The 13,254-nt window shown below is 60.4% G+C and carries 14 protein-coding genes and 1 pseudogene; 11 read left to right on the top strand and 4 right to left on the bottom strand.

Features of this window, described 5'->3' with window-relative positions; translation table 11 throughout:
• The coding region (locus WBQ77_RS05145) for an RDD family protein (protein WP_424059217.1) at positions 1-313 on the bottom strand (313 nt) is incomplete at its 3' end.
• Between the two features lie 196 nt (positions 314-509).
• On the opposite strand from WBQ77_RS05145, the gene WBQ77_RS05140 reads away from it, so the two are divergent.
• Positions 510-1,157, top strand: a complete 648-nt coding sequence (locus tag WBQ77_RS05140) for a hypothetical protein (RefSeq protein ID WP_424042875.1) — start codon at positions 510-512, stop codon at positions 1,155-1,157.
• A 12-nt stretch (positions 1,158-1,169) separates the two neighbouring features.
• On the opposite strand, the gene hemB is transcribed toward WBQ77_RS05140, so the two are convergent.
• Together hemB and WBQ77_RS05130 are read right to left on the bottom strand one after the other, a co-directional pair.
• On the bottom strand, positions 1,170-2,168 hold the full coding sequence (gene hemB, locus WBQ77_RS05135; RefSeq protein WP_424042881.1) for a porphobilinogen synthase: 999 nt from the start codon (positions 2,166-2,168) through the stop codon (positions 1,170-1,172).
• A gap of 211 nt (positions 2,169-2,379) precedes the next feature.
• The gene (locus WBQ77_RS05130; protein ID WP_424059215.1) at positions 2,380-3,414 is read right to left on the bottom strand and encodes an extensin family protein; all 1,035 of its coding nucleotides are present in this window, start codon (positions 3,412-3,414) and stop codon (positions 2,380-2,382) included.
• Between the two features lie 359 nt (positions 3,415-3,773).
• Between WBQ77_RS05130 and WBQ77_RS05125 the strand changes: the two genes are divergently transcribed.
• From WBQ77_RS05125 to WBQ77_RS05115, 3 genes are all read left to right on the top strand, one after another.
• Positions 3,774-4,847 carry an enoyl-CoA hydratase/isomerase family protein gene (locus WBQ77_RS05125; protein ID WP_424042877.1) on the top strand — a complete coding sequence of 358 codons (1,074 nt, stop codon included), beginning with the start codon at positions 3,774-3,776 and terminating at the stop codon, positions 4,845-4,847.
• Positions 4,848-4,992: 145 nt separating this feature from the next.
• Positions 4,993-5,514 carry a transcriptional regulator LdtR gene (gene ldtR, locus WBQ77_RS05120; protein WP_424042878.1) on the top strand — a complete coding sequence of 174 codons (522 nt, stop codon included), beginning with the start codon at positions 4,993-4,995 and terminating at the stop codon, positions 5,512-5,514.
• Positions 5,515-5,880: 366 nt separating this feature from the next.
• On the top strand, positions 5,881-7,257 hold the full coding sequence (locus WBQ77_RS05115) for a L,D-transpeptidase family protein (protein ID WP_424059213.1): 1,377 nt from the start codon (positions 5,881-5,883) through the stop codon (positions 7,255-7,257).
• On the opposite strand, the pseudogene WBQ77_RS05110 reads toward WBQ77_RS05115, so the two are convergent.
• A pseudogene (locus WBQ77_RS05110) lies at positions 7,254-8,123 on the bottom strand (MBL fold metallo-hydrolase). The gene WBQ77_RS05115 and the pseudogene WBQ77_RS05110 sit on opposite strands and share 4 nt — an antisense overlap.
• 113 nt (positions 8,124-8,236) lie before the next feature.
• On the opposite strand from WBQ77_RS05110, the gene WBQ77_RS05105 reads away from it, so the two are divergent.
• From WBQ77_RS05105 to WBQ77_RS05075, 7 genes are all read left to right on the top strand, one after another.
• Positions 8,237-8,554, top strand: coding sequence for an ArsR/SmtB family transcription factor (locus tag WBQ77_RS05105; protein WP_424042880.1), 318 nt, complete (start codon positions 8,237-8,239; stop codon positions 8,552-8,554).
• 27 nt (positions 8,555-8,581) lie between these two features.
• Positions 8,582-9,100, top strand: a complete 519-nt coding sequence (locus tag WBQ77_RS05100; protein ID WP_424059211.1) for a rhodanese family protein — start codon at positions 8,582-8,584, stop codon at positions 9,098-9,100.
• Between the two features lie 5 nt (positions 9,101-9,105).
• Positions 9,106-9,720, top strand: a complete 615-nt coding sequence (locus WBQ77_RS05095; protein WP_424059219.1) for a TSUP family transporter — start codon at positions 9,106-9,108, stop codon at positions 9,718-9,720.
• 220 nt (positions 9,721-9,940) lie between these two features.
• Positions 9,941-11,221: a serine hydroxymethyltransferase gene (gene glyA / locus WBQ77_RS05090; RefSeq protein WP_424044692.1), complete on the top strand. Its 1,281-nt coding sequence runs from the start codon at positions 9,941-9,943 to the stop codon at positions 11,219-11,221.
• 43 nt (positions 11,222-11,264) lie between these two features.
• On the top strand, positions 11,265-11,768 hold the full coding sequence (gene nrdR, locus WBQ77_RS05085) for a transcriptional regulator NrdR (protein ID WP_424059209.1): 504 nt from the start codon (positions 11,265-11,267) through the stop codon (positions 11,766-11,768).
• A gap of 15 nt (positions 11,769-11,783) precedes the next feature.
• Positions 11,784-12,917, top strand: a complete 1,134-nt coding sequence (ribD, locus tag WBQ77_RS05080; RefSeq protein WP_424059207.1) for a bifunctional diaminohydroxyphosphoribosylaminopyrimidine deaminase/5-amino-6-(5-phosphoribosylamino)uracil reductase RibD — start codon at positions 11,784-11,786, stop codon at positions 12,915-12,917.
• Positions 12,890-13,254: riboflavin synthase (locus WBQ77_RS05075; RefSeq protein ID WP_424059205.1), on the top strand; the 365-nt coding region annotated here is incomplete at its 3' end. The genes ribD and WBQ77_RS05075, both read left to right, overlap by 28 nt.

Genomic DNA, 13,254 nt, shown 5'->3' with positions numbered 1-13,254 from the left:
CGGTGAGCCCCATCATGCGCTGACCGATGGTCGACGACTTGGGGCCGCCGATCGTGAACGCATTATAGCCGAGGCCAACAAGCGGAAAGATAAGCCCGAACAGCAGCCAGCCAAGACCGAGCGTCAGTACGCCTAGCACGGCCACTATCACAAAGGCGATCACGGTGAGGGCAGTAATGATGACGGCATCGAAGAGGAAGGCGAGACAGCGCTTGCGAATGACGGCGCTGAAAAGCCGCGGCTCCGTCACGGGATTGTAGGCGTGAGCCTGCTCGGGAAAAGGCATGTCGCTGCGTATCGTTTGGACCTTCATTTCGTCTCCAAGTGGATGCATAACCCGCCTATACATGGGAATTCTCAGCCAGTTTCGCAACTTCCAGTTTCGTAACTTTAAGGCCCGGCTGCGGCACTCCGAGCGCCTCGTCGGTTGCCGTCGGCAAGGGGACGCCTTAGGATTCTGACACGACAGATTCGTCTCTCAGGCCCGGGAAATTCGAGGGAGGCAGCGCATGCGGAAGACGGTTTTACCAGTCGCGATTGCGACCCTTCTCGCAAGCGTCAGCCAAGGCCTGGCATGTGAGGGCAGCGACGTCATTTTCGAAGATAAGTTCCAGGACCTTGGCGGTGGCTGGTCTCAGAAGGAGACGGTCTCGATCGGGGGCGGTTCGTTGTCATTCTTGCTGCTCGCAGACGATATGCAATCCAACCTCAATGTGATGTTCTCGGTAGAGGACGCCGATGTCTGTGTGGAGGCGGTCTGGCCTACGCACAAGAAACCGGCTGAGGCGGGCGAGGCGACGCAGCAGGTTTTAGGGGTAGGGCTCCTCTTCTGGGGCGAGAACAACCGCACCTATTACCAGTTCGGCGTCCTCAATAATGGCCGCTACTGGATCGCCCGCAAACAAGACGGCGCCTGGGTCGGTACGATCGCGGCGAACATCGACACCCCTGCCATCAAGACTGCGCCCGGCGCGTCCAATACGCTGCGGGTCGATGCCAACGGCAATGAGCTCGGCTTCTACATCAATGGCACGAAGGTGCGCGAACTCAGAGGTCAGGCGCCGAAAGGTAGTTGGCGCTTTGGCGTCTCGGGCGACAATTTCGATAAGACGGACGTGGCGACGGTGCACTTCACCAAAATGAAGGTCACCGACTAAGCACAAGGACCGTTAGTACTGGTCCTTCAGGAGACGTGCGACCTCTGGAGCGAAATAGCTGAAGATGCCGTCGGCACCGGCCCGTTTGAACGAAAGCAGGGTTTCCAGCACCACTTGTTCGCGGTCCAGCCACCCACGCTCGGCAGCTACCACGAGTGCGGCATACTCCCCAGAGGTTTGGTAGGCGAAGGTCGGCAAGCCAAAGGCCTCTTTCACGCGCCAAACGATATCGAGATACGGCAGGCCCGGTTTGACCATGACCATGTCCGCACCTTCGGCCACGTCCAACGCTACCTCGCGCAGTGCCTCGCCGCCATTGGCCGGGTCCATCTGATAGGTCTTCTTGTCGCCGCGCAGCTGCTCGCCCGAGCCGACCGCATCTCGGAACGGGCCGTAGAACGCGGATGCGTATTTTGCCGCGTAGCTCATGATCTGGGTTTCAGCGAAACCATTGGCCTCGAGCGCCGCACGGATCGCGCCGACCCGGCCGTCCATCATGTCGGAAGGCGCAATCACGTCGCAGCCCGCATCTGCCTGGACCAAAGCCTGCGTTACAAGCGCGTCCACCGAGCGGTCATTGTCGATCCTACCTTCGTCATCCAAAAGGCCGTCATGACCGTGGCTGGTATAGGGGTCGAGCGCCACATCGCACACGATGCCGATCTCCGGGACCGCCTCTTTGACAGCCCGCACTGCCCGGCAGACCAGGTTGCCGGGATTGAAGGCCTGGCTCCCGGCCTCGTCGCGCAAGGATGGATCCATATTGGGGAAGAGCGTGATTGCGGGAAGGCCGATTTCGGCAGCGTCCTCCGCGGCCCTGACCGCAAGGTCGACTGACAGCCGTGCGACCCCTGGCATCGCATCGACTTCCTCCCGGGCCCTGTCGCCGTCGATGATGAAGATCGGCCAGATCAGGTCGTCCGGTGTGAGCTGCGTTTCACGCACGAGGCGGCGGGACCAGTCCGCGCGCCGGTTCCGACGGAGCCGCGTTGCGGGATAGCCTTCTGCCAGGTCCTTTGGCGTCTCCGTGGTGCCGCGCTTGGCACGCTCGGTCCGGATGGAGACGGTCTTGTCGTCGGGTAATGGCGCCACGCGATACAAATCCCTTAAATACCGGCCAAAGGCCCTGAGACGTCAAAGGGGCCTAAGCCTACCATCCAAGCGACCGGTCCCGCTAGAGCCAGGAGCCAACGTGGTTTTTTCCGATGAGATCGCCTGCCGGCTATTGGCAGATTCTTACGTAGCGCCGCTTGCGCATGTCCAGATGAAAATGATCGCGGTGGGCCGCATTCGCTTCGGGGCCAAGGACGGTCCAAAAGATCTTGCATGCATCGCCATGGATCGTCTTGAGGAAGCTCTTGGCCTCGGCACGGCTGAGGTTGCCGGCGGGCACCGGGCCCTCGGGTTCCTCGTCCTCCGGGTCGATCAGTTCTACGGGCGCTGCAAAGAGCGGCTTGAAGAAGGGGTTGGTCGCAACTTTCCTTAATTCCTCCAGCTCGTAACTGAATTGATCGTCTTTCGGCATCTTGTTCAGCATCTTGATCCCCGGCGTCCCATTACCGGCAGGGGGCAATGAGGAGTGATCGCGCAACGGGTTGGGCGGTGGCATGTCCGCCAGATGCGGCCGCTTCGGCCTGTAGCCATAGGGCCAGTTGCCGAGGATCGGGACCGTCTGACCGGACGCCAGAACGAAAGCCTTGATGTCCAGGGCATTGGCGCGGGCATGTTCGCTCAGCTTGGTGTCCGACCGGCCATATTGGTTGCGGCACATATAAGAGGCAGCGTTCTTGATCTTCACGACCTGGGTGCCGAGTGCTTCGGCGGTTGGTTTCACCGAGGTCTTGAACCATTTGTGCAAGGTCGCAGCGACCGTGCAGTTGACGATGGCTGGCGGGGAGACGGCGACGGCGGGGTTCTTGCCGATCGATTTCAATTTGATCGGCGCATAGGTGCCGCAAGCGCCTCTTCGGATTGGTTTAATATGAAGGTATTCCAGGTCGAGCCCGTCTAGGAGTTCCGTGCACTGCTCCAGCGCGGCTATGATCTTGGGGTTCTTCGCGGCGGAAGGATCGGATCCGTCACGAACCGGGTTCGACAGCGGCGGGGGCGCCAAAGTGGCTTCCGCCGCCGCCGGGACATCGTTGTCTTCAGTGGCCGGCACCTCTGCCGTCGTGGCGGGGACCTGGGCTGGTATGGCTGAAGCCTCGGCAGGCGTGGTTGGCGCATCTGCGGCAGTGGAGGGGACCTCTGCTGGCACGTCTTTGGCCTCGGCAGACGCAGATGGGGGTGCCGGGTTGCGCGGTGCTGCCCGGCGTGCCGGCCGCGGTTCAGGTTTAGTCACCTCTTGGTTTTGGAAGGGGCTGTGAGGCTGGGCGAGGACCGGTTCATAGGCCGGCGCGGCAAGATTGAGGCCCGCAAAGAGCACACCCCAGCAACACGCGCGCCGCCACACCCCGTCCCCCCGTCCTGTCATCGCGCCCCTCGTCCGAACATGCCGCAGGTCAGCGGCTTGTTGTTTGCGCCTTGGGATGGTAGCTGCGCCCGACGGCCCAGCACCGCACGCGATGCGGCCGTCCTTGCCATCGTTCCTGCAATAGTTCTTGGGGGCTTACGCGTTTGTCCGAACCGCTTGGGATCACTTTCGAGGAACATGACCGCGCCGGCGTCGTCACGCTTGACCGGCCCGCGAGGCTGAACGCGCTCACGCGCCAGATGTTCGAGGCTTTGACTGCCAATTACAGGCGCTGGGAGCCGGCATCGCAGATCTATGGCGTGGTGATGGAGTCTACGCATCCCAAAGTGTTCTGCAGCGGTGGCGATTTGAAAGTCCTGAACCAATGGAACCATGACAGGGCCGTTGACAAAATACGCGAATTCTATCGGTCTGCTTATACCCATGTCTGGGTCTTGGAGAAATTCATCCGGCCGAACGTGCCGCTGATAAACGGGCTCGCGTTCGGCGGTGGGATCGGGATTTCTCTGCTGGGGACTCATTGCGTTGCGGGGGAAGGCTATCGGTTCGCGATGCCCCAGGTCGGGATTGGATTTCTGCCCGACATTGGCGGAACCTATTTTATGCCGCGCCTCTTCGGTTGGGTCGGCACCTATCTCGCTCTCACGGGAGCGGAGATAGGTCCGGCCGATGCGCATCGTCTACGCTTAGTAAGTCACTACATTCCATCGTCTTATTTCGGCGTGATCAAGGCCGCGCTGGCCGACAATCATCCGATCGACCGGCTTCTGGACGGGTTGCACCAAGATCCGGGCGAGGGCGATCTGGTGAGAATGACCCCTGCCATCAACCGCGTTTTCTCCGCCTCGACGGTCGAAGAGATCCTGGAGCGGCTCGACGCTGAAGCGGACGGACCCTTTGAGGACTGGGCCAAGCAAACGGCCGCCACGCTCCGGCAGAAATCGCCCACCTCACTCAAGATCGCGCTGCAACAGATGCTGCGGGGCAAGTCGCTGAGCCTGGCCGAGGCGCTGACGCTGGAATTCCGCTTGGCCTCGCATATTGTGACCATGGCCGACTTCAGAGAGGGCATCGATGCCAAGATCGTCGGGAAGGGGCGGGCACCGAATTGGGCGCCGGAAACTGTTGCGGCCGTTGACGACTCCAGCATCGAACGGCTGTTCGAAACTCCCGTGGACGGTGAACTCGAGCTTAACGAGCCAGAGCACATTTTCTAAGAATCGTTGGAATCAAACGCCGTCCACGCAAACATCAACAGGCATTAAGCTTAGAATTTTATCGATTTTTAAGCGTTCCAATTAAGCGCATCTTAGTCGGCGCGCTCCTATACTCATCGCCAAGTTGGGGATAAAAAACAACTAAATGGGGTTGGCGATGAATGTAGCTTTGAAATTGGGGTCTGATGCGAGCGCTGTTGAGGAAAACAAACTTAAGATTTCTTATCTCGGCTCACTGAAACTGATTGAACAACTTCACCGGTTGCTTCTGGATATTATTAAAGATGAGTTCGAGCGTATTGGCCGCACGGACGTGAATAGTATACAAGCATTGCTGCTTTACAATATCGGTGATGATGAAGTCACTGCCGGAGAATTGACGGGCCGCGGCTACTATCTTGGCTCTAACGTTTCTTACAATCTCAAGAAACTGGTTCAGGCCGGCTTCGTCAATCACCAGCGTTCGACCGCTGATCGCCGCTCGGTGCGTGTGAGCCTCACGGAAGAAGGGCGTGAAGTCTCCGACGTGGTCAACCAGTTGTTCGAGCGTCAGCTCGGTTCGCTCGAACATGTCGGCGGCGTCGCTCAAGACGATCTTGAGAGCCTGAACAAATCCATGTTCCGCCTGCAGCGTTTTTGGTCCGATCAGATCCGCTATCAACTATAGCAAAAAGAGCGGCATGAGAGGTCATCCGGGAGGCCCAAATCCTCCTGGGACCTCCGATCCTTCTGGCATAGCCCGCGTCTGGGCGCGAGAAACACCCAAATTCGCCAAAATTTTAGGTCAGGGTAGTCCCATAATCAGGGTAGTCCCATAAATTGATCGCGCTTTGTCGCGCGACTTCGGGGGTGCTAATCCAGCCGGGAGGCATTTTGGTGGGGTCCAGACGCCCGATCCGGGGCTTCCACTTACGGTGGTTAAGGGTTTGTAAGGCTCGGCCTGGATTCAATGGCGCCCGAAACGGGTAGAGCTGCGGCAGCAATCCGCTTATAGTAAAGCGAACAGAATTGCCGCAGGTGACGGGAGCGGCGCATGCCTAAATTGAACGCGGTCTTGAAGTACGTGTCACGCCTGACGATCGGGGGACTCGCGGTGGCGTTCGTCTGCGTTAGCGCCCAGCCCCTGAGCGCCGGCCCGTTCAACATGTTTAAGTCCAAGAACAATCAGGGCCAGACATCCTCTCAAGGCCGCGGAGGCGGTGGGGGCGGTCTGTTCGGCGGCCTGTTTAATGGCGGATCGCGCAACGCGCAGCCGCAAGGCGAGGTGACGCGGTCCGAATTGCCGACCGGCGATCCCGAAGTGGCGATGATCCTTAATCCGGGACTAGGGTCACCGACTCTCTCGCGCGGAAACATCGCCGCGAGCAAGACCGCCATTCAGCAGTACAGTACCATTGTCGCCCAGGGCGGTTGGCCCATGGTACCGGGCGTGGCCATGAAGCCGGGACGGCGGGGAAACAACATTCAAACATTGCAGCGCCGGCTTCAAATCAGCGGCGACCTGATGCCGGGTTACCAGCCAGGCCGGTACGATAACGCGACGGTCGCGGCGGTGAAGCGCTTCCAGTATCGCCATGGCCTTCCGGCCACAGGCGTGGTCGATTCCAAAGCGACGGTTGCCGCGCTCAACGTGCCGGCGAGCACGCGGCTGGCCCAGCTCCAAGCCAGTCTGAAGCGCCTCCAGCGGCGGGCCGGTAAAACAACGAACCGCTATATCCAGGTCAATATCCCTGCGGCGCAGGTCGAAGCTGTGCGCGGCGGGCGGGTCGAACTGCGGAACACCGCTGTCGTCGGCAAGGTCCAGCACCAGACCCCGACATTGTCCAGCAAGGTCTCGCAGGTGAAGTTCAATCCTTATTGGAACGTGCCGACGAGCATCGTCAAAGCCGACCTGATCCCGAAGGGGCGTCAGTTCGCGAGTCGCGGACAAGACATGCTAGCGGCGTATCGTATGGAAGCGATCGACCGGAAGGGGAACATCGTCGACCCGCGCATGATCAATTGGAATAGCGACGAGGTTTACACCTATCGTTATCGCCAGAAGCCTTGGGAGGAAAACTCTCTCGGCTACATCAAGATCGACTTCCCGAACAAGGAAGCAGTCTACATTCACGACACGCCCTTGAAGAGCCTGTTCGGCAAGGCCGTGCGTTTCGAGAGCCATGGTTGTGTGCGCACACATAATGTCGACCGGCTGGCGGCTTGGGTTCTCGACAACAACCCGTCCTGGAATCTCGGGCGCATCCAATCGATGAAGAACAGCCGTGTACAGGAGAACGTCCCCTCGAGGCAGACGATAGGGGTGTACTTCACCTATATCAGTGCCTGGGCAACGCCCGATGGCCTGATCCATTTCCGCCCGGACATCTATAATCTCGATACGCGCGGAACCTTCGCTTCGAACTACTAGGCGCTGAGCTTCACTGGAACCCTCAGATAGTGGACGCCATTTTTGTCCGCAGGCGGAAGATTGCCTGCGCGCATGCTCACCTAGATGGACGGCATTAGTAGGAGGGGCGCCGCAAGGTCTGCATCCCTTGCTTCGCGCGTCGCAACGATTGCGTCCTTGCTCACCCCGTCTTTGACATGGGCATTGCGGGCATGTTGTTCGGCGACGGTTGTCTCCCAGGCGTAGTCGTCGCGGCCGGGCGCTTTGTAATCGTGACACATGAACAGGCGTGTCTCCGGCAGCAGGGACAGGAGATGCTGAATGGACCGGTAGAGGGTCCTCGCATCGCCGCCCGGGAAGTCGGCGCGCGCAGTACCGTAATCAGGCATGAACAGCTTGTCGCCGACGAACACGGCGTCACTAATCATGTGCGCGACATCTGCGGGCGTGTGCCCCGGCACGAACAGAACGTCGACCTCGAGATCGCCAAGCGGGAACCGTTCGCCTTCCAACAAAAACCGGTCGAACTCTGCTCCCTGTCCACTGACATCGGCCGCGTTGAAAACGGGACGGAAGATCTTCTGAACCTCCCGGACGTGTTCGCCGATCCCGACCGGGGCGCCGGTCTTCAGCTTGATATAGGGCACACCGGACAGATGATTGGCTTGAACATGGGTCTCGAGAACCCAAACAATGTCGAGGCCGTCGGTCTTGGCTGCCGCGAGAATTTTGTTGGCAGAGACCGTCGTGGCCTTACCTGTCTTGGGCTCGTAATCAAGCACCGGGTCGATCACTGCTGCCTGCTTCTTGTGCGGATCTGAGACGAGATAGCTCACCGTGTTGGTGGGCTCGTCGAAGAACGCCTGAATGGCGGGACTACCGGGCATGGGACGACTCCAGCGCGGAACGATCCCTCAAAGGATCATCGGTTATCATTGGTTGACTAGTACATTAGAAATCACTAAATTAGCAAAATCTAATATTAAGGCAATTTGGAACCATGACAGGCGCCCCAAAGGATTTCGCGACATTCGAAGCCAATGCGTCGCTGGTGGCAAACATTCTGCGCACGCTCGCAAATGAGCGCCGCTTGATGATCTTGTGCAAGTTAGCCGAGTGGGGCGAGGCGAGCGTGAGTGGCCTGTCGGAAGCAGCCGGGTTGTCGCAGTCGGCGACCTCCCAGCATCTGGCCAAGATGCGGGACGAGGGGCTCGTCGAATTCCGCCGGGACGCTCAGACGATTTGGTACCGCATTGCCGAACCGCGTACGAAGCTTTTGCTGGGCTATCTCCAGAAGCTCTATTGCCCCGACGATTAAACGCCGAAGAGGATCAGGAGTCCCGGTATGAGCCTTCCTACTATCAGCCCGAAAGACGCCAAACGTCTCATCGATCAGGGCGGCACGCTGATTGACATTCGCGGTGCGGACGAGCGCGCCCGCGAGCAGATTCCAGGCTCTCATCATGATCCGCTCACCAACCTGAGCGAGCTCTCAGGCGTGGCGTCGCCGATCATCTATCATTGCCGCTCGGGCCTGCGAACGGCGCAGAACGCCGGGCGCTTGCGCGCAGCCGCTCCGTGCGAGGCCTATATCCTCGAGGGCGGTCTCGATGCCTGGAAAAACGCCGGGTTTCCGGTCTTCACCGACACCGGCCAGCCGATCGAGATTCATCGCCAGGTGATGATTGGCGCCGGCAGTCTTGTCCTTCTCTTCGTTCTGCTGGGTGCGTTTGTCTCACCGGTCTTCTACGCTTTTTCCGGCTTTATCGGCCTGGGTCTTGTCTTCGGCGGCGCTACCGGGATATGCGGCATGGCCAAGCTTCTCGCCGTCATGCCCTGGAACCGCAGTCCGGCCGGAGCCTGATGATCATGCCGTTCGGGCTTGTACCAGTCGTCCTCCTGTTGGGGTCGGGCGCGCTGGTCGGGGCAACGCTCGGGCTCGTCGGCAGGGGCGGATCCGTCTTGGCCGTGCCGCTTCTCGGTTACCTCGTGGGCGTACCGTCGACGCATGTGGCCATCGGCTCATCGGTCGTCGCGGTCGCGGTCAACGCCGACTGGGGCCTTGAGAGCCACGCGCGGCTCGGCACGGTGAAGTTGGCCGTGCGGTCTCGTTTTCGACGCGGCCGGCGTCGGGTGGGGCTCCTGTCCGGCTTTTTCGGAATCGGCGGCGGATTCCTCATCGTTCCGGGGCTGATCCTAGCCACGGGGATGCGCTTGCAAAACGCCATCGGGACATCGCTGTTTGCGGTCACAGCTTTTGGGGTCGCCACCGTCTTGAGCTTCGCGGCATCGGGCCTTGTCGATTGGCGCATCACCGCGCTGGTTATCGCCGGCGGAATTTTCGGCACGCTTGCCGGGGCCTGGGCCAACAAACGGCTCGGGGACCGTCGACGGGAGCTGTCGACGCTCTTCGCCGCCGTGGTGATCTCCGCAGGCTTCTACGTAATCGGAACCGGGGCCGCCGAGCTCCTCGCCACGCGTTGACTCGAAGTCCGCATTTCACTGGCTAATTAGCTGGAAACCAGTATTTTTCTTTCCTCGCAGATTATTCCGAGTAAGCCGGTTCTACCTTTAGGGTGTCGCTAGCGTAGCCTCGCGACATGTGGTAGAGCCAGCCAAATCAGCCTGAGGCCGTATGTCTGAGACCGTTTCAGCAGCGGTAACCCAAGGCCCAAGACGAGTTGAGCTTGAGGAGCAGTTGCAGATGACGGCCAGTGATTTTTTCAGTAAGCATTTAAAAGATACCGATCCGGCAGTTTGGGGCGCGATTGAGCGCGAAGGCCAACGTCAGCAAGACGAGATTGAGCTGATCGCGTCGGAGAATATCGTCTCCCAGGCCGTGCTGGACGCCGTCGGAACGCTCCTGACCAACAAATACGCCGAAGGCTACCCGGGTCGCCGCTATTACGGCGGCTGCCAATATGTGGATGAGGTCGAGACCCTCGCCATCAATCGCGCCAAGCAGCTGTTCAATTGCGAATACGCCAACGTCCAGCCGCATTCGGGCTCGCAGGCGAACCAGTCGGTTATGCTCGCACTGATCAAGCCTGGCGACACAATCCTGGGTATGAGCCTTGCCGCCGGCGGTCACCTGACTCACGGCGCGCCGCCGAACGAGTCGGGTAAGTGGTTCAACGCGGTACAGTACGGCGTGACCAAGGACACCAACTTGATCGATTACGACGAGGTCGAGCGTCTGGCGAATGAGCACAAGCCGAAACTGATCATCGCGGGCGGTTCGGCCTATCCGCGCCAGATCGACTTCAAGCGCTTCCGCGAAATCGCGGACGCGGTTGGGGCTTACCTCCATGTCGATATGGCGCACTTTGCCGGTCTGGTCGCCACTGGCCTCCATCCGAGCCCGCTGCCATACGCCGACATCTGCACCACGACGACGCATAAGACCCTGCGCGGTCCGCGTTCGGGGCTCGTGGTTTCCAACAATCTCGACATCGGCAAGAAGATCAATTCGGCCGTGTTCCCCGGTCTCCAAGGCGGCCCGCTGATGCATGTGGTCGCCGGTAAGGCCGTGGCCTTTGGCGAGGCCCTGCAGCCGTCGTTTAAGACCTACGTTCAGCAGGTCGTGGATAATTGCCGGGCGCTTGGTGAAACCCTGGTGGACGGCGGTCTCGCGCTCGTCTCCGGCGGCACGGACACGCATCTGATCCTTGTGGACATGCGCCCCAAGAAGCTCACGGGTAAGGCCGCCGAGGAAGCACTCGGCCGGGCCTTCATCACCTGCAACAAGAACGGTGTGCCGTTCGACCCGGAAAAACCCATGGTCACGTCCGGCATTCGTTTGGGCTCGCCCGCGGGCACCACGCGCGGTTTCGGTGTCGCTGAGTTCCAGTCGGTCGGCAGTATGATCCTCGAAGTGCTTGATGGGCTCGTCGCCAATAGCGAAGAGGGCAACAACGCCACCGAGGAGAAGGTGAAGCAGCAGGCCATCGAGCTCTGTAGCCGCTTCCCGATTTACTCGGTCTAGGCGCCTTACGGCTTGGTGTTGACGAAGAGGAGGGCGGTCGCCCATGCGGTGCCCTTATTGCGGCAGCACCAACACTCAGGTTAAGGACTCGCGACCGAGCGAGGACCACACAACGATAAGGCGCCGTCGCGTCTGCGCGGATTGCGGCGGCCGCTTTACCACGTTCGAACGCGTTCAGCTCCGTGAACTGACGGTCATCAAGCGTAGCGGACGCCGCATTCCCTTCGATCGCGACAAGCTCATGCGCTCCGTACAGATTGCGCTGCGCAAGCGGCCTGTCGATCCGGAACGCACCGAACGCATGGTCAGCGGCATCGTCCGCAGGCTCGAGAACATGGGCGAAAGCGATATCCATTCGGAGACCATCGGTCATTTGGTCATGGAAGCGCTCAAAGGGTTGGATGACGTGGCCTATGTTCGCTTCGCCTCGGTCTACAAAAATTTCCGCGAGGCCAAGGATTTCGAGGCGTTGCTCGGTGAGTTTGCAGGCACCGAAGGCGAGGAAGGCGATCTCGATGCGGATGAAACGTCCGCGCTCGACGACTAAGCAAGGCGCCCATCCATGAACACGCGCGATGCGCATCACATGTCCCAGGCGGTCCGGATCGCTCGGCGCGGCCTTGGCCTCACCTGGCCCAACCCGGCTGTTGGCGCCATTGTGGTTGCGCCTTCCGGCGAGATCGTAGGGCGGGGCTGGACCGCGCCTGGCGGTCGCCCACATGCCGAAGCGATCGCTTTGGAGCGGGCAGGGCAGCGCGCGCACGGCAGCACGCTCTACATTACCTTGGAGCCCTGTGCCCATGAGGGCGGGCGCGGTGCCCCTTGTGCCAATGTGATCATCGCGGCAGCGGCCGCGCGCGTCGTGATCGGAATTCGTGACCCTGATCCGCGCACGGCGGGGCGCGGGATCGAGAAACTGAAACACGCAGGAATCGAAGTCACAGAGGGGGTCGGCGCGGCAGAGGCGGCATCGGTGACCTTAGGTCATCTCATGCGGGTTACCGAAGGCCGTCCGGCGGTCACGCTGAAGCTTGCCGTGGGATCCGATGGACGCATCCCGCAAGGCGACGGTCAGCCGGTTTGGATCACGGGCCCCCAAGCCCGCACCCACGGCCATCTCCTGCGTGCCATGAACGACGCGATTCTGGTCGGGCGTGGCACTGTCGTCGCGGACAATCCCTCCCTCACCTGCCGGCTCCCAGGCATGTCGTGCCGCTCTCCGGTCCGCATTGTCTTGGACCGACGGCTGCGCACTCCGCCCAGCGCTACCCTGTTTGAGGACCTGATGGTGCCCGTCTGGCTGCTTTGCGCGTCCGGCGAAGAGCAACCCAATGCCGATCTTCTTCATGACAACGGTGCCGAAATCGTTCCCGTACCCGTGGATGATCTCGGCATGATCGATCCACATGACGCGTTGGAGACGCTCGCTCATCGTGGGATTACCCGGGTCCTCATCGAAGGCGGACCGTCGGTCGCGCAGGCCTTTCTCGATGCTGAACTCGTCGACGAGTTTATCGTCTATCAAGGACGCAATCCCGTGGGTGATGAAGGGTTGATCCCGTTCGGCGGCGCCGGGCTTGATCACTATGCGGCTAATGGCCATTTCACGTCTATTGCCACGCGTTTCTTCGGCCCCGACCAGATGACGTGGTGGCGCAGGATGAGATCATGTTCACGGGCATTGTCAGCCGCCTAGGCACGCTTGTCGCGCGCAATGGCTCCAGTTTCGTTATCCAGACACCTTACAAGCGCAAGAGCATGGAACTCGGAGCGTCCATCGCCTTCGACGGCTGCTGCCTCACACTCACCGAGATCCAGAAAACCAAGGGTAACGGTTCGTTCGTCACAGTCGACGTATCGAACGAAACCCTCAGCCATACAACCATTGGCACCTGGGAACCGGGGCGCAAAATGAACCTGGAACGCGCCCTAGCTCTTGGCGAGGAACTGGGGGGTCATATCGTCACGGGGCACGTGGACGGTCTGGCGAAAATCGTTTCGCGCTTCCCCGATGGCGACAGCGTCAGGTTCCT

It is taken from the genome of Methyloceanibacter sp. (genome assembly GCF_049590335.1).
Classification (GTDB): Bacteria; Pseudomonadota; Alphaproteobacteria; order Rhizobiales; family Methyloligellaceae; genus Methyloceanibacter.
This window is presented reverse-complemented; position numbering and strand designations above follow the sequence as displayed.